The 15,635-nt window shown below is 35.1% G+C and carries 18 protein-coding genes; 6 read left to right on the forward strand and 12 right to left on the reverse strand.

The features are described from left to right. Positions 1-283: 283 nt before the first annotated feature. On the forward strand, positions 284-967 hold the full coding sequence (locus AC3EMB_RS22115) for a type 1 glutamine amidotransferase domain-containing protein (RefSeq protein WP_071729569.1): 684 nt from the start codon (positions 284-286) through the stop codon (positions 965-967). Between the two features lie 48 nt (positions 968-1,015). Here AC3EMB_RS22115 and AC3EMB_RS22120 read toward each other — a convergent pair whose 3' ends face one another. The 5 genes from AC3EMB_RS22120 to AC3EMB_RS22140 all read right to left on the reverse strand — a co-directional run bounded on the left by AC3EMB_RS22120 (position 1,016) and on the right by AC3EMB_RS22140 (position 5,677). Then, a complete protein-coding gene (locus AC3EMB_RS22120) occupies positions 1,016-1,654 on the reverse strand; it encodes a TetR/AcrR family transcriptional regulator (protein WP_029443378.1) in 639 nt (212 codons plus the stop codon). A 227-nt stretch (positions 1,655-1,881) separates the two neighbouring features. Further along, a complete protein-coding gene (locus tag AC3EMB_RS22125; RefSeq protein ID WP_016512275.1) occupies positions 1,882-2,544 on the reverse strand; it encodes a type 1 glutamine amidotransferase domain-containing protein in 663 nt (220 codons plus the stop codon). Between the two features lie 107 nt (positions 2,545-2,651). Next, positions 2,652-2,876 (reverse strand): spore germination transcription factor GerE, encoded by a 225-nt coding sequence (gene gerE / locus AC3EMB_RS22130; protein WP_000659484.1) that lies wholly within the window; start codon positions 2,874-2,876, stop codon positions 2,652-2,654. A gap of 165 nt (positions 2,877-3,041) precedes the next feature. Then, the gene (locus AC3EMB_RS22135; protein WP_053563595.1) at positions 3,042-4,337 is read right to left on the reverse strand and encodes a purine/pyrimidine permease; all 1,296 of its coding nucleotides are present in this window, start codon (positions 4,335-4,337) and stop codon (positions 3,042-3,044) included. A 98-nt stretch (positions 4,338-4,435) separates the two neighbouring features. Continuing rightward, positions 4,436-5,677 (reverse strand): amidohydrolase family protein, encoded by a 1,242-nt coding sequence (locus AC3EMB_RS22140; protein WP_000219588.1) that lies wholly within the window; start codon positions 5,675-5,677, stop codon positions 4,436-4,438. A gap of 179 nt (positions 5,678-5,856) precedes the next feature. On the opposite strand from AC3EMB_RS22140, the gene AC3EMB_RS22145 reads away from it, so the two are divergent. Next, complete coding sequence (locus tag AC3EMB_RS22145; RefSeq protein WP_000044337.1) at positions 5,857-6,042, forward strand: PspC domain-containing protein; 186 nt, start codon at positions 5,857-5,859, stop codon at positions 6,040-6,042. 70 nt (positions 6,043-6,112) lie between these two features. On the opposite strand, the gene AC3EMB_RS22150 is transcribed toward AC3EMB_RS22145, so the two are convergent. Further along, positions 6,113-6,685: a helix-turn-helix domain-containing protein gene (locus AC3EMB_RS22150; RefSeq protein WP_488517276.1), complete on the reverse strand. Its 573-nt coding sequence runs from the start codon at positions 6,683-6,685 to the stop codon at positions 6,113-6,115. A 100-nt stretch (positions 6,686-6,785) separates the two neighbouring features. Between AC3EMB_RS22150 and AC3EMB_RS22155 the strand changes: the two genes are divergently transcribed. Both AC3EMB_RS22155 and AC3EMB_RS22160 read left to right on the forward strand, forming a co-directional pair. Beyond that, entirely contained in the window at positions 6,786-7,751 is a 966-nt protein-coding gene (locus tag AC3EMB_RS22155) for a DMT family transporter (protein WP_001201639.1), read from the forward strand. Positions 7,752-7,893: 142 nt separating this feature from the next. Continuing rightward, a complete protein-coding gene (locus AC3EMB_RS22160; RefSeq protein ID WP_000913213.1) occupies positions 7,894-8,559 on the forward strand; it encodes an aquaporin in 666 nt (221 codons plus the stop codon). A 59-nt stretch (positions 8,560-8,618) separates the two neighbouring features. Here AC3EMB_RS22160 and AC3EMB_RS22165 read toward each other — a convergent pair whose 3' ends face one another. The 3 genes from AC3EMB_RS22165 to AC3EMB_RS22175 form a co-directional block, all read right to left on the reverse strand. Beyond that, a complete protein-coding gene (locus AC3EMB_RS22165; RefSeq protein ID WP_000512998.1) occupies positions 8,619-9,050 on the reverse strand; it encodes an Rrf2 family transcriptional regulator in 432 nt (143 codons plus the stop codon). Positions 9,051-9,168: 118 nt separating this feature from the next. After that, complete coding sequence (locus AC3EMB_RS22170) at positions 9,169-10,395, reverse strand: ABC transporter permease (RefSeq protein WP_001224987.1); 1,227 nt, start codon at positions 10,393-10,395, stop codon at positions 9,169-9,171. A gap of 2 nt (positions 10,396-10,397) precedes the next feature. Continuing rightward, positions 10,398-11,282 carry an ABC transporter ATP-binding protein gene (locus tag AC3EMB_RS22175; RefSeq protein WP_000058130.1) on the reverse strand — a complete coding sequence of 295 codons (885 nt, stop codon included), beginning with the start codon at positions 11,280-11,282 and terminating at the stop codon, positions 10,398-10,400. 343 nt (positions 11,283-11,625) lie between these two features. On the opposite strand from AC3EMB_RS22175, the gene AC3EMB_RS22180 reads away from it, so the two are divergent. After that, a complete protein-coding gene (locus tag AC3EMB_RS22180; protein WP_000782771.1) occupies positions 11,626-12,453 on the forward strand; it encodes a 5'-nucleotidase, lipoprotein e(P4) family in 828 nt (275 codons plus the stop codon). Positions 12,454-12,477: 24 nt separating this feature from the next. Here the strand turns inward: AC3EMB_RS22180 and motB are convergent, their stop codons facing one another. Both motB and motA read right to left on the reverse strand, forming a co-directional pair. Then, the gene (gene motB, locus AC3EMB_RS22185) at positions 12,478-13,266 is read right to left on the reverse strand and encodes a flagellar motor protein MotB (protein ID WP_001256741.1); all 789 of its coding nucleotides are present in this window, start codon (positions 13,264-13,266) and stop codon (positions 12,478-12,480) included. After that, positions 13,256-14,050: a flagellar motor stator protein MotA gene (motA, locus tag AC3EMB_RS22190; RefSeq protein ID WP_000344862.1), complete on the reverse strand. Its 795-nt coding sequence runs from the start codon at positions 14,048-14,050 to the stop codon at positions 13,256-13,258. The genes motB and motA overlap by 11 nt, the downstream gene beginning before the upstream one ends. Positions 14,051-14,316: 266 nt before the next feature. Here motA and AC3EMB_RS22195 point away from each other — a divergent pair, with 266 nt between their 5' ends. Then, the gene (locus AC3EMB_RS22195) at positions 14,317-15,096 is read left to right on the forward strand and encodes a M15 family metallopeptidase (protein ID WP_423097714.1); all 780 of its coding nucleotides are present in this window, start codon (positions 14,317-14,319) and stop codon (positions 15,094-15,096) included. A gap of 36 nt (positions 15,097-15,132) precedes the next feature. Here the strand turns inward: AC3EMB_RS22195 and AC3EMB_RS22200 are convergent, their stop codons facing one another. Then, the gene (locus AC3EMB_RS22200) at positions 15,133-15,579 is read right to left on the reverse strand and encodes an acyl-CoA thioesterase (protein ID WP_488517277.1); all 447 of its coding nucleotides are present in this window, start codon (positions 15,577-15,579) and stop codon (positions 15,133-15,135) included. Positions 15,580-15,635: the final 56 nt, after the last annotated feature.

A 15,635-nucleotide genomic window follows, 5' to 3' on the forward strand; every position in this document is an offset into this window, starting at 1 on the left:
AACAACTTCATTAAATGTATAAATTGAATTCGAAACGAAACACGTATATTGTTCGATATTCATGGAACTATCATAGTTTCAGCATTACAGTTTGTCAACGAAAAACATACAAAGTAAACTAATTTAGTCTTTTTAGTTTACTTTGTTCAAAAGTTATTATACACTAATTTCGAAGCTGATATAAGGAGGACTGGCATGATTATTCAAATTTGCATTTTTTAACTTAATAAAATGAAACGAATACAGAACTTTTATATAGAAGAGACATTATAGGAGGATTATGATGAAGAAAAAAATGTTAGTTGTATTAACAAGCGTAGAAAAATACCCAAATTTAAATAGGGCTACCGGACTTTGGCTCGGTGAAGCTGTACATTTCGTAAAAAAAGTAGAAGAAGCGGGTTACGAAGTTGATTACGTCAGTCCACAAGGCGGTTATACACCAATTGATCCACATAGTTTAGCAATGGCGGAGAGCATCGATTGGGAATGGTACCAAAAGAAAGAGTTTATGAATCGCCTCGGTTCTACAATGAAACCAAGTGAAGTGAATCCAGAAGACTACGCTGTTATTTATTACGCAGGTGGTCACGGGGTTATTTGGGACTTCCCAGAAAATAAAGAACTTCAAAATATTAGCCGCAATATTTATGAAAACGGCGGTATTGTTTCTTCCGTTTGTCATGGAGCAGCTGGTTTATTTCATATTACATTAAGTAATGGGGATCGTTTAATTAGCGGTAAGAAGGTAACAGGCTTTTCAAATGAAGAAGAAAAATTAGCTGAATTAGATCAATTCGTTCCATTTTTAACAGAAGATGAACTCATTAAAAATGGAGGACTTTACGAAAAAGCTGCACAGCCTTGGGAAGCTTTTGCTCTAGAAGATAATCGTGTTATCACTGGTCAAAACCCAGCTTCAGGTGGTTCAGTAGCCGAATTAGTATTAAAACAGTTGCAAAAATAATATGTACTAAAAAAGCAGATTTCCCTCTACTAAGGGAGATCTGCTTTTTTACGAAATCATTTGCAAAATAGCAATAACTTCTTTTTCAATTTCAGAATCATCAATTGCTTCTATATACTCTGGTTTAAAAAGTTGATACTTCTTTAATTGATAAAAATCAAGTATCGCTTTCTTTAAAGTAATATCGTACTGAATACAAAAAGAATGATCTATAATACGTCGTAACATCACATCATCTTGTACCATAAATAATTGTGCATTCATTTTATTAAAATAACCTTGTTCCATACCCGCTTCAAAAAACATTTGCAAATTATGATTACGATTTTGTTGTGCAGCGACTAATTGATCTGACAAATGCGGATATGCTTCTTTCAAATCTTGCAAAAAAACATCCGAAATATATGTCACACATTTTAAAGAGTGGATAAACGTCTTTTGGAAACGTTCTGCAAAAGACATGCTTTCATCTTGATTGTCCGCATCACCTTCGAGTAGATAATTCATAAAATCCTCTACTACCGCCTCAATAATTTCATCTTTCGAAGAAAAACGTTTATATAAAGTAGCTTTACTAATATCCATATATTTCGCAATTTCATCTATTTTCAATTGGCTAAAACTCGTCTTTCTAATAACGGGCTTTATTTTATTAATATAAGTATTTGCACATGCGACTTTTCTCATTTAAAAGAGCCTCCCCTTTTGTCCATACAAAATAGTATAGCAAATTCACGAATGATTATAAATGAAGTTATTATACTCATTATGCTTTTTTAGTTTATTACATTTTCATATACTATACATAAAGAACTAGAATCCATTATCACCAACTGGACAGTTACAAACCAATTTTGAGGGGGGAATTTTAGGATAAAAATACCCACTACCTTTGTTAGTAGCGGGTACTTTTTCTATAATTTATTTACAGCCCTTTTTATAGCCTTACCTATTTCCACGCTAGACTGTGGATTTTGCCCTGTAATTAAATGCCCATCTACTACCACATGCGGCGTAAAATTAGGCGCTACATAAAACAAAGCTCCTTCTTCTTTCAACTTACTTTCTAACAAAAACGGAACGCGCTTTTCTAAATGTACAGCTTTTTCTTCATCGTTTGTATAACCTGTTATACGCTTACCGGCAACAAAAAACGAGCTATCCTTATTTTTCACACCGACTAAGGAGCTTACTCCGTGACAAACAGCCGCTACAATCCGGTTATTGTTATACATATTCTCAATCAAATTTGCTACATATGGATTGCCTGGAAAATCTACAATCGCCCCGTGCCCACCACCAAATAAAACCGCATCATAATCCGAGAAATGAACATTTGAAATCGGCCTCGTATTTTGTAATAAAGAAGCTACATGCTTGAATTCGCGAGGTATACCATTCGGAATAGACACTCTATCTATAGGTACTCTCCCGCCTTTTATTGACACAATATCAACATCAAACTTAGCCTTTTTAAATAAATGATAAGGAGCTGCGAGCTCTTCAAGCCACAAACCCGTCGGGTGTCCATTCATATCATGAGCACTTGTTGAAACTAACAGTATCCTTTTCAACATATCCCCTCCTTATTACCTATTTATGTATGGAGTGTTCTTATCATTCATATAGCAAGTGAAGCAAACAAAAAAATAGCCGACTCTTTGTATAAAAGTCGGCTGCTTTCTTATAGTTCGAGCTCTCCCATACGAAGAAGCTCCACAACTGCTTGTGAACGTCCTTTAACCCCTAGCTTTTGCATTGCGTTTGAGATGTGGTTGCGAACTGTCTTTTCACTTATAAAAAGTTCACCTGCAATTTCCTTCGTTGTTTTATCTTGAACCAGTAATTCAAATACTTCTCTTTCTCTCTTTGTGAGTAAAGGTTTAGATTGATACGCTTTTTCCTTCAACTGGTATAACCCTCCTTGCTTAAGCCAGAGCTGTGTATGTGTAAGTTGGGTGTTTATTTAGTCAAGATATTGTATGAACGAAATGTGCAGGTGGTGAATGAAAATGGGCTTTATTTCCTATGTTATTTTAGACTTTTATACAGTGCGTACACTCTTTTTATCCACTTACTTTCCAACGCGCCATATTTGTTCTAGCAATATACTTACAACCGTACCTACAAATAAACCATTACCGAATATATATTGCATAACAGACGGCAAGGATTGGAGTGCTCCAGACGGTAAAAACATAACGCCGCTGCCAAATAATACTGCAACGCCTAAAATCGTTACATTCCTTTCACTCATCGGCACTTGTTTTATATTATTAAATCCAATTCCAATTAACTGTACGAACGAAGCCATTAAAACAGCCGATGCGACAGCAGATGGTAAAGATGCTAAGTAACGAATAATACTTGGAAAAAGAGACATTACGACTAGTAACGCACATGCCATTAAGAACGATCGTATATACTTTTGTTTTGTTAAACGTATAAATCCTGCCGTTGCTGGTAACGGAACGACACCTACAGTTGAAAATACAGAAGAGATGATATGTGAAATCCCCCCAACCCATGTTCCATCTTTCAACTGTTTTTGTTCAATAGTCGCTTTATGAATAGTTGCTTGATTAATTGCTATAATAGCTGCCACCGTATTCGAAACTAAAATACATACCATAACGAAACTTGATACAGCCATACCTGTATTCCATTTTGGAAGTCCCCAAGCAAATATATGTGGAAGTTGCACAAAATGAGTTACTTGAGATGGGATTGTCACTTTTCCTGCAATGAGAAAAATAATCCACCCACTAATTAATCCTATTAAAACTGCATAACTTTTGACAAAGCCTTTTCCGAAATTAGATAGTATAATAACGAACAAAAATATACTAAACGCGATCATTGCTGTAAATCCGTCAATTTGAGAAATAGTAGCTGTAATCCCTAACATTCCTTTTAAAAATACACCACTTAATTGTAAACATAATAAAAGTAAAAACGTCCCTGTCACAAGCGGCGTAAATAAAAATAAAATACGTCCTATAAAACCAGTTACTCCTAATCCTATTAAAATAACACCGGAGATTATCATTCCTAATTCTAAAATTTGCAGTGTACTATGTAATTGATCCTGTCCGGCCGTTGCATAAGCAAGCACGGTAAATACACCAACCCAAGATCCAGCCGGCCCATCCGCAATTGGCAGTCTATGCCCAAGCCAGCCTTGTAAAAAAGAAGATATACCAACTACAAAAAACGTACGCTGCATTAAATAAAATATTTCTTCCGTCGTAAGATGAAATAATCCGCCAACGACAATTGGTAGTGCGATTGAATTTGCTAATAAAAATATAAACCATTGCAAAGTTCCCATAATATGATTTTGGTTATGTTGATTGTCCAAAATTTTCATCCCTTCTAGCTTTCCTATAAAAAATATACTGTAAGAATAAAAAAGAAGAGTTCTAGACTTACCATTAGAACCCCCCTCAAAATATTTAAACGATTCTTCTACACAAGATTATTTAATTCCACCTCATTTAAACTTCCAACAACAATATTTCCTTTATACACGACTAAACGTTTTTCTGTTTGACGCGCTACTGCTTCAGCAGCGCATGTCGCATTTGTCAAAACAAAACTCGCTTCATCCCCTACATTCGGCCATACTCGCTTCCCTTCATTATTTAACGTTTCTTTTCCTCCTGTAATAAAGCGAAGTGCTTTTCCTAAAGACCTTTCGTCACTCCACCCAAAACGCTCTGCTAATCGATTCGCCTTTTGAAGCATATCACCTGTTCCAAACGGTGACCAATGATCTGTAATACTATCATTTCCTAATGAAACCTTAACACCTTTTTTATCTAATAACGGAATTGGGATTACTTGTTTACCAATTGGTACCGTTGAAGTAATATCAATATTTACATTTGCGAGTCTTTCTGCCACTTCTTCAGCCTCTTTATCAGTAACACCACCAAGTCCAAGTGCATGACTAATTGTTACACGACCTTGCCATCCTGCTTCTTCTGTTAAACTTGCCAATCTCTTCATCGTAAATGTTCCAAGATTATTCGCATCATGCAAATGAATATCAACATCCGCATTAAATTCTACTGCGATATCCATAATTGTATGTAATGATTTTTCAATGTCATTATCCACTGTAGCTGGATCTACGCCTCCGACTAGATGAGCACCCATACGCATCGCATCTTTCACGAGTTGCACAGAATTACTGCGCAATAATCCATGTTGTGGAAACGCAACAATTCTACTAGACACTCGATTTTTATATGTTTCTAATGCCGCTAACGTCGCCTCCAAATTACCAAGCCCAATAATTGGATCAACATTACAATGCGTTCTAATATTCGTTGCACCATTTTGCAGTAGTAACTCTAGCATATTTTCTGCTCTATTTTGGGCAGTCGCTAATTGCTTTGGTAAAATTTTTTCTTCTTCATTAAAACGTGTAAAAATACTTTCTGCTGGCATACAAGCTTTCCAAGGACCACTATAATATGTCTTATCAATGTGAATATGCATCTCTTCGAAAGCGGGCAAAATTAATAAACGATTAGCATCAAGAATGAGTACCCCTTCCTCTTGAACAGTCCCTGCTATAATTTTTTTAATTCGTCCCTCTTCAATAAGTAAACTACATAACTCTGTTTCTGTTTTTGAAATTCTCCCCTCTTCATATGTATACCCCGATTCAAGCGTTACATTAGTCAACCAATATACCGTCATCTCTATTTCCCCACCCTTTATTAAAAGTACCTCTTACTATAATTTTAATATCAACTGAAAATTAAGACAATTAATATGACTGTTCCCTAAAAAAATGTCATACAACCTCATAGTCTCCTCATAGATTTCCATATAGAATAGAAGTATAGAGTTTGCTATAAAAAGGAGTGTATTGGAAGATGTCAAAAAGATTATGTAAATCCGAAACTGATAAAATGCTATTTGGTATATGCGGTGGTTTAGGAGAATATTTTGATATTAGCTCTACTCTCATTCGCATACTTTGGGTCATTGCAGTTTTATGTTTTGGGACGGGGTTTTTAGTTTATTTTATTTGTTTATTACTTATGCCACGCTCTTACTAATAACATTCTTTCATATATTTGAGCATAGTGTATACAAAATCCCCTATAGATTTTTCTATAGGGGATTTTTTCATGAAGAATATTTCATCGTTAAATGTAATACCGCCACTTCTTCTTCTTCATTTTTATAAATATGCTTCTTATTCGCTTCAAATTGAATGGAATCAAACTCATTTAATTCGTATACATCGCTTTCTACTTGAATCGATACTTTCCCTTTCATTACCGTTACAAGCTCAATCGCACCTTCATGATGAGCTTCTGGTTCATATATACTATTTGATCGTAAACAAGCACGGTGCATTTCCATCCCTGTTTCTTTCGTATAACGGAACATCGTTTCTAAATGCCATGCTTGTCCTACATCTACTGCAAATCCTTCTCCACAGCGCGCAACGGCTACTGGTTCTCCAAAAACCATTAATCTAGATAAAGGTATTGATAACCCTTTCGTTATTTTCCAAATGACAGCTAGCGTCGGATTTGTTTCCCCTCTTTCGATCTTTCCTAATGTTAATTTACTAACTCCTGTTTTATGAGCTAATTCTTCTAAACTTAATTTCTGTTCATTTCGAATTTGTCTCAATAATTGTCCAACTTGTTGAATGACTTCTTTCGTTTGCATATCTTCATTTTCTTTCATATATAAAACCACCTCAAAGTATAAAATAGTTTACTTTTATTCAATTAAAGTATATCATACTATACATAATTATTTATTTTCGAAAGGAGTGCTATACTTCATGCGCGCAATTTTATTAGGTCTTTTATCATCGGCCTTTTTTTCTGCAACCTTTATTATTAATAGAGCAATGAATGTATCTGGAACGAGCTGGGCTTGGACAGCTTCCTTCCGTTTTTTATTTGCTCTTCCTATTTTATTCCTTATCGTTTTATTTCGCAAAAACTTTAGGGGATTATGGAAAGAGTTAAAAAAACATCCATTGGCGTGGATCGGATGGGGTTCTGTTGCCGGTATTGGTTTTTATTCTTTATTAAGTTTCGCAGCTGTCTTTTCTCCAGCTTGGCTCGTTGCTGGAACTTGGCAAGTTACGATTTTAGCTGGTTTACTACTATCACCACTATTTTTTGTGAAAATAGAAACAAAATCAGGTACGAAACTTGTACGTGGAAAAATTCCACTTCGTAGCTTATATGTTGCTTTATTTATTTTACTTGGTGTAATTTGTATGCAAGCAACTGCCGCAGGCCATATTACAATGACTCAGTTCATTTCAGGTTTTTTACCTGTCGTATTAGCCGCTTTCTTATATCCGTTCGGTAACCGAAAAATGATGGAGCTTGTTGGCGGACGCCTTGATACGTTCCAACGTGTATTAGGAATGGCAATTGGAAGTCTTCCTATAACAATTTTGCTTGGTGTATACGGATTTTCTACTACGGGTATTCCAACATCTAGCCAAATGCTTCAAGGATTTTTGTTAGCATTATGTTCCGGCGTTATTGCAACGATGACATTTTTCTTTGCTACTGACTTAGCAAAAGATAACCTGGCTTTACTTGGAGCTGTTGAAGCAACACAAGCTGGAACGATGGTCTTTACCGTACTTGGAGAAATTGTTTTCTTGAATGGTTCGTTTCCTGGCGGGCTTTCCCTACTTGGAATGATTATTATTATGTTAGGAATGGTTGCAAATAGTATTTTAAACCGATCTATTCCAGCCGTTAAACAGAAAAAATCAGCATAAAAAAGAGTATGGTTCTATAGAGATGAACCATACTCTTTTTTATTGTCCCCCTATTTTGCCTTATCAGAATAGTATTTCATTGGCTGTTTATACTAAAACGTATGTTATAATACGTTTCATGCGCATTAATAGGAGGTAAATTATGTTAAAAAAAGCAATCGCTGAATTTATTGGTACATTTGTACTTGTATTATTCGGAACTGGAGTAGCTGTCACTGGCGGCGGAATCGAAGGAATTGGAACATTAGGAATCGCTATGGCTTTCGGCTTATCTATTGTAGCTATGGCATATAGCATCGGAACAATTTCTGGATGTCACATTAACCCAGCAGTATCAGTAGCTATGTTCATCAACAAACGAATGAACGCTATGGAACTTTGTTATTATGTATTAGCTCAAATTTTAGGTGGTTTATTAGGAACTGCAACGTTAGTAACAATTTTAAAATCTGCTAAAACACCTTTAGATAATTTAGGACAAAATGGTTTCGGAACTCTTGGTTTATCTGGAGCATTTTTAGTTGAGTTCATTTTAACTTTCGTATTTATTTTAGTTATCGTCGCTGTAACAGGTAAAAAAGGAAGTTCTTCTTTAGCCGGACTAGTAATTGGTTTCACATTAGTTTTAATCCACTTATTAGGAATTCCGTTAACTGGAACATCTGTTAACCCAGCTCGTAGTATCGCACCAGCTTTATTTGTTGGTGGAGAAGCACTTTCTCAACTATGGGTATTCATCGTAGCACCAATTCTTGGTGGTATCTTCGCAGCTATCGTAGGTAAATTCATTTTAAATACTGAAAAATAGAATTTTCAATATTTCTGAATAAAAAAAAGCGAGCCCTCATTATGAGGAAGCTCGCTTTTTTATTCTTTCATTTTAGACTTTAAATTTGTAACTAATTGATCTACCGTTACATTTGCAAGCACGTTTTCCATCGCTTCTTGCGCTTGCATTAAAATAATTTCTAATACTGATTGAATATTAGCTCCTACTGGACATTCAATGTTGGGATTTTCATGGAAGGAAAATAGCTGTCCTTCTTCTACAACTTCCACTGCTTTATATACATCAAGTAATGTAATTTCTTCTAAATCTCGAGCAAGTGTCGTACCACCTTTACCAGCTTGTACATCAACAAGTCCTGCTCTCTTCAACATTCCTGTAATGCGACGAATCACAACTGGATTTGTATTCACACTACCGGCAATCCATTCAGAGGTACAGCGAGAGTTTCGATCTATCGCAAGTAATGTCAGCATATGAACACCTACTGTAAAACGACTACTAATCCCCATCTGCACACCCTCCTTTTTATTCATTCTATTAAAAGACGACTCTTATTATTATATACTATTTTTAATTTATACATAAAGAAAAAGCATGATTTCAATAGGAAATCATGCTTTTCTCTCATTATTGACGCTTTATAAATTTCGCTAAATCTTTAAATTTCACTTTATCTGAGTAATTCATTACGCCATTTACGTAAATGCGGCTTGTAACAGCATTTAATATCGCAATTGTCGCCAATAAGACTGCTAATGTTATCGTAATTTCTAGCATACCTGCTTCACCAGCTACAATACGTGAGAAGGTAACCATCGGTGTAAAAAATGGAACGTAAGAACTTACAACAACGATAGTACTATTCGGATCACTTAATGATTTAATACTAATGAAGAATGCAGCCATAATTAAAATCATTACCGGGAAAGATACAGCTTGTAAATCCTCCGTCTTAGACACGACAGCTCCAGCAGCAGCATACATCATTGCATAAAGTAAATATCCCGTAATGAAATAAACAAGAAACATGCTTACAACCTTTGCATCTAATTTCGTAAAGTCAATTGGAATACCAAATAGTGAGGCACTTTCTAAATCGACCCAACCTAACAAATATGGAATAAGATAACCACACGCCAATATGACAAGTTGCAATAAAGCCGTTGAAACAACCGCTAAAATTTTCGCATACATCATCGTAAGAGGTTTCACTTTCGGAAGCATTACTTCCATTACACGTGACGCCTTCTCAGATGCAATATTCATTGCGATTGTATTTCCGAACGCTACAATAAACATATATAAAGCAAATGTAAAGAAATAGGCAATTCCGAAAGAAGATGTACGATCTTTTATCGCTTCTTGCTTTACTTGAATTTCTGTTTGTAATTGCTGTGCAATTTCTGGTGAAACATTATTTTTGGCAATTGTCACCATCGTATATTGTTGCTTTAAATATCCTGCCATAATTGCAGAAGTTGCTTGGCTTGGAAATCCATTATACATATATGTAATCGATGGAGCCCCACCCTTTTCCGTCACATGGAATAGACCATCTAAATCGCCTTCTTCTACTTGCTTATGCAGTTTATCAAAATCATCCTTTGAACCAAGTGTTATTTTTGCTGATGGCAATAGCTTATTTAGCTCATCTTTTTGTACTTTATATGTGGAACTCTCTACTACAACTGCAATTTTATCTTTATCCTTATTTTTATCATCGCCTGAAGTAAAATGATTAAATGCAAAAATCCCAAACACAACTAAAAATAAAATCGCGCTCGTAATTAATGATTTTTTAGATAAAAATGCTTCCCTAAAATAAAATGAAAATACGTGAGAAAATTTACGCATCGTTATTTCGCCCTCTCTACAAAGATTTCATTTAACGTCGGCTCTAACATTTTAAATTGTCGTAAGCTAACACCTTGCTCTTGCAACTGTTGCAAAATCTTGAGAGCTTCCGCATCGTCTTGTACTTTCACATAAAGAAGGCCTTGTTGTTTTTCATACGATACATGTATAGCTTCTAATCCCTTTTCATTCTCTACTGTATCTTCAATCGTTAAATTACGGAAACCGTATTCTTTCTTAATATCACTTAGCTGTCCTTTTACGACTGCTTCACCTTTTTTCAAAATACATACATGTTGGCAAAAAGCCTCTACTTGTTCCATACGATGACTTGATAAAATAATCGTCTTTCCGCTCTGTACTTGTTCTTCAATAATACTAGCTAACATCCCGGCGTTAACTGGATCAAGGCCGCTGAATGGTTCATCTAAAATGAGAAGTTCCGGATTATGAAGAAGAGCAGCAATTAATTGGATTTTTTGCTGATTCCCTTTTGAAAGCTCTCCAGCCGTTTTAAATTTATATTCTGGTATCGCTAAACGCTCTAACCAATGATCAATAGCTTGATCTACTTCTTTCTTCGACATTCCTTCTAATCTACCAAAATATCGCAACTGATCTATTACTCTACTTTTTGTATATAAACCTCTTTCTTCTGGTAAATACCCAATTGTTACGCCACTATCCCCAAATGCTTTTCCATCCCACGTAATCGTACCTTCATTAGGCGTTAATAATCCGAGAAGCATTTTGATTGTTGTTGTTTTCCCTGCACCATTTCGTCCAAGTAATCCTAGTACTTCACCTTTTGGTAACGAAATTTGCAAACCATTAACTGCTTTTGATTCCCCAAATTGTTTCGTTAAGTTTTGAATTTGTAAACTCAAAGTATAAAGCCTCCCCTTTAGTATCATTCGTACTCTCTTTCAAAGACTATGTTTATTCAAGAAAAAATATAGCACTACACTTCATCCTCTTATATGTAAACACCGTCATTAATCCATCATTTGTTCTATTTAGTTAAAATTGTAAATAGTAAAACTCTTTTTGTCAATTATAATTGTCATTACGACAATAAAACTTGTCAAAATAACTATTATTATTTTGCTCATCTTTCTAATATAGGACATACTACTATATATACAAAAGACAATATGCAAATGTTCATATAAAAATATTATATTTTAATATATAATATAAAATGATTTTCTAACATCAAGGAGGGTACATATGAAGATGAAGAGGGGCATTACCACTCTATTATCTGTAGCGGTTCTATCTACATCACTTGTAGCATGTTCAGGAACACCAGAGAAAACAGTGGCGAAAGAAGAGAAAGTAAAATTAACAGAACAGCAATTAATGGCTGATTTATGGTATCAAACAGCTGGCGAAACGAAAGCACTTTACTACCAAGGGTACAATATCGGTCAATTAAAGCTTGATGCAGTTCTTGCAAAAGGGACAGAGAAAAAACCTGCTATCGTACTTGATTTAGACGAAACTGTTTTAGATAACAGTCCTCATCAAGCAATGAGCGTAAAAACAGGCAAAGGCTATCCTTACAAATGGGATGATTGGATTAATAAAGCTGAGGCTGAAGCCCTTCCAGGCGCAATTGATTTCTTAAAATATACAGAGTCTAAAGGTGTAGATATTTACTACATCTCAAATCGTAAAACGAACCAACTAGATGCAACAATTAAAAATCTTGAGCGTGTAGGTGCTCCTCAAGCAACGAAAGAACATATATTACTACAAGATCCGAAAGAAAAAGGAAAAGAAAAACGCCGTGAACTCGTTTCTCAAACCCATGATATTGTCTTATTCTTCGGTGATAACTTATCTGATTTCACAGGTTTTGATGGAAAATCTGTAAAAGATCGTAACCAAACAGTAGAAGATTCAAAAGCACAATTTGGTGAGAAATTCATTATTTTCCCGAATCCAATGTATGGCGATTGGGAAGGCGCTTTATATGATTATGATTTCAAAAAATCAGATGCAGAAAAAGATAAAATCCGTCGCGACAACTTAAAATCATTTGAAGTAAAATAAAGAGGATGGCATTCGCCATCCTCTTTATTTTACTTTCTCTGTTAAAGGCAAGATAAACACTTCCACACGTCTATTCTTTGCCTTTCCTTCTTGTGTATCGTTTGGAGCAATTGAACGGTATTCTCCGTATCCAATCGCGCTAAATTTTTCTGGTTGTAATTCTTTATTTTGCAGTAATACTTGCATAAAATTAACTGCCCGCTGCGTACTTAATTCCCAATTCGACGCAAACTGCGCATTGGCAATAGGGACATTATCCGTATGACCCGATACTGTAATTTCACGAGGTGACGCTGAAACAAGTAAGCTAGACATCTCTTTCGCAATCCCTAAAGATTCTAATTTCACATCTGCTTTCCCCGAATCAAACAGTATATTTTCTAATATTGTCACCATTAATCCCTTTTCAGTTAATTTAGTTTGAAAAGAAGAGGATAATTGTTTTTCATTAATATATTGATCAATCTTTTTTTGTAGTGCTTTCAATTCATCCATCTCTTTTTTTTCTTTAGCTCTAGCTTCTTCTTGTTTTTTTGCTTGTTCTGCCTCAAGGCTACTTGCTGATAATTCTTTTTCCTCATTTGGCTTTTGATCACTTAAAAATTCTTTGTTACCTGTTCCCCCAGCTAATTCACTTCGAAAAGCAACTGCCATCTGTTTAAACTTCGCAGCATCTATACTACTCATTGCGAATAAAACGATAAACAATGCAAATAACAACGTTAACATATCAGAATATGGAATTAACCACGTTTCATCGATATGCTCATCATGTTTTTTCTTTTTGCCTCTTCTATTTTTCTTACTCCGCATTTTTTTCTGCTCCTTTTTCTAGCTTTTTACGCTCAGTTGCAGAAAGTGCACCTAAAATGCGGTTCTTCATAATAAACGGATATGTACCTTCTTGTAACATTAATAAACAATCAATGATTAAACGTTTTTTCTCAATTTCAGCTGAAGATTTTTGCTTTAACTTATTTGCAAATGGATGCCATAATACATAACCTGAAAAAATACCAAAAATCGTTGCAATAAACGCACCCGAAATAGCATGACCTAACTTTTCAATATCAGTTAAGTTACCAAGCGCAGCTACAAGACCGATAACAGCACCTAAAACTCCTAATGTCGGTGCATACGTACCAGCTTGTGAAAAAATAGCAGCTCCCTTTGCATGTCTTTCTTCAATTGCCTCTAATTCAGATTCCAAAATCTGCTCTAAATCTTCTGCGGATACGCCATCAATCACAAATTTCATACCGCGCAAAAGAAATTCATCTTGAATTTTGTCTAATTGTTGCTCTAAAGACAAAATACCGTATTTTCTACTTTCAGATGTCCAATGAACAAATAATTCTAGCAACTGTTCATAACTTAAATCCTTTTTATTTGAACCAAAAAGAACTTTAAATAGTTTTGGAACCCTTTTTAGTTGATTCATCGGAAATGCAATACATACTGCAGCAAATGTACCGATAAAAATAATTAATGCTGCGGCAGGATTTAATAAGGCTGTTACGTCAGCGCCCTTGACGACCATCCCTACTACCACTGCTAAAAATCCTAAAACAAGTCCAATAATTGTTGCAAAATCCATTCCCATTCACTCCTAGTCTATACAAGAAGTTCTTTATTCTCGATAATCGCTACATCTTCTTATGTATATATATTACATAAAAAATGCAATTCATGAAAGATAAGAAATGAATTATATAAAAAAATACTACAAATTCACACATTTTCTGACATTTTCTTTGCATTTCTATTACGTTATGACTCTTATATTCCTTTTCCAACAAACTAGACTTATAATAAAAAAACGATACACATTTTATTAAGAAGGGACTGTGATTACAAGGCATTATGAAAAAGATAATAATTATTTCTGCCACTACTATTGTAATCGGTATCACATCTTTCACTTACTTTGGTTCTAAATCACCACTACATAATGAAGCGAAAGCTGTCGAAAGTCAAAAACATACTAACCACCCAAAAGAAGAGATTCCTGCTTTTCCAAAAGCTAATCATAATGCAAAGAAAATAGACAATGACTTTTCAGTTGTAACAAATCCAAAATCTAATCTTGTCTTAATTAATAAACATCGAAAACTACCAGATGGATACATTCCTGAAGACTTAACGAGACCAAACGTACCATTTTCTAGTCCAAAAGATAAAGAAAAAACATTGCTACGTAAAGATGCTGCGGAGGCACTTGAAAACATGTTCAAAGCTGCGAAAAAAGAAGGGCTTGATCTTACAGCTGTATCTGGTTATCGTTCATACAAACGCCAAAAATCGTTGCATGATACATACGTTAGACGTCAAGGAAAAGCTGAGGCTAATTCAGTAAGCGCAATTCCTGGTACGAGTGAACACCAAACGGGTTTAGCAATGGATATTAGTTCAAAAACAGCTAAATTTCAATTAGAGCCTATTTTCGGGGAGACAGCAGAAGGAAAATGGGTCGCGGAACACGCTCATGAATTCGGCTTTGTCATTCGTTACTTAGAAGATAAAACAGATACAACAGAATATGCATATGAACCATGGCACTTACGCTACGTTGGTAATCCATACGCTACATACCTATATAAACATCACTTAACATTAGAAGAAGCGATGGAAGACAAAAAATAAGAGAGCAAATTGCTCTCTTATTTTTCTTTCACTCTATCATTGTAGTAATTTCTTCTTCCATTCTTCAGGCCATGGTTCGCCTCTTCCTGTTTTTTTCGACGCTTGAACCATCATTCCACGACCTACTAAACAAACCTCTCCTTCTGCATTCTTCACCATATAATGTAGATCTAAAGAAGAGTTCCCAGCCGATCCTGCCTTTACATACACCTTCAACTGTTCATCAAAATATATTTGCTTAATAAAATTACATTGTAAATCCGCAACAACGATCATCGTTTCTGATGATGCATGTGTCCACTCTTGCATAAATCCAAGTTCTTTAAACAACGCGATACGAGCTTCTTCAAAATAAGTAAAAGCAACGACATTATTTACATGTCCAAACATATCTACTTCACCAAAACGAACCTTTACAGGATTGTAAAATGAAAAACCACTTTCCCATTTCTCGAAGTCTTCAATATAAGAAATTCTCTTCAACGCTATCTCCCCTTCCCACCCAAAAAAACAGAATAAACTGAAAAATACAGTTATAA

The sequence above is a fragment of the Bacillus sp. LQ16 genome, assembly GCF_057784645.1.

Coding starts and splice junctions, on each gene's coding strand:
- AC3EMB_RS22115 (WP_071729569.1), top strand. CDS start 284: ATGAAGAAAAAAATGTTAGTTGTATTAACAAGCGTAGAAAAATACCCA.
- AC3EMB_RS22120 (WP_029443378.1), bottom strand. CDS start 1,654: ATGAGAAAAGTCGCATGTGCAAATACTTATATTAATAAAATAAAGCCC.
- AC3EMB_RS22125 (WP_016512275.1), bottom strand. CDS start 2,544: ATGTTGAAAAGGATACTGTTAGTTTCAACAAGTGCTCATGATATGAAT.
- AC3EMB_RS22135 (WP_053563595.1), bottom strand. CDS start 4,337: ATGAAAATTTTGGACAATCAACATAACCAAAATCATATTATGGGAACT.
- AC3EMB_RS22140 (WP_000219588.1), bottom strand. CDS start 5,677: ATGACGGTATATTGGTTGACTAATGTAACGCTTGAATCGGGGTATACA.
- AC3EMB_RS22145 (WP_000044337.1), top strand. CDS start 5,857: ATGTCAAAAAGATTATGTAAATCCGAAACTGATAAAATGCTATTTGGT.
- AC3EMB_RS22150 (WP_488517276.1), bottom strand. CDS start 6,685: ATGAAAGAAAATGAAGATATGCAAACGAAAGAAGTCATTCAACAAGTT.
- AC3EMB_RS22155 (WP_001201639.1), top strand. CDS start 6,786: ATGCGCGCAATTTTATTAGGTCTTTTATCATCGGCCTTTTTTTCTGCA.
- AC3EMB_RS22160 (WP_000913213.1), top strand. CDS start 7,894: ATGTTAAAAAAAGCAATCGCTGAATTTATTGGTACATTTGTACTTGTA.
- AC3EMB_RS22165 (WP_000512998.1), bottom strand. CDS start 9,050: ATGGGGATTAGTAGTCGTTTTACAGTAGGTGTTCATATGCTGACATTA.
- AC3EMB_RS22170 (WP_001224987.1), bottom strand. CDS start 10,395: ATGCGTAAATTTTCTCACGTATTTTCATTTTATTTTAGGGAAGCATTT.
- AC3EMB_RS22180 (WP_000782771.1), top strand. CDS start 11,626: ATGAAGATGAAGAGGGGCATTACCACTCTATTATCTGTAGCGGTTCTA.
- motB (WP_001256741.1), bottom strand. CDS start 13,266: ATGCGGAGTAAGAAAAATAGAAGAGGCAAAAAGAAAAAACATGATGAG.
- motA (WP_000344862.1), bottom strand. CDS start 14,050: ATGGATTTTGCAACAATTATTGGACTTGTTTTAGGATTTTTAGCAGTG.
- AC3EMB_RS22195 (WP_423097714.1), top strand. CDS start 14,317: ATGAAAAAGATAATAATTATTTCTGCCACTACTATTGTAATCGGTATC.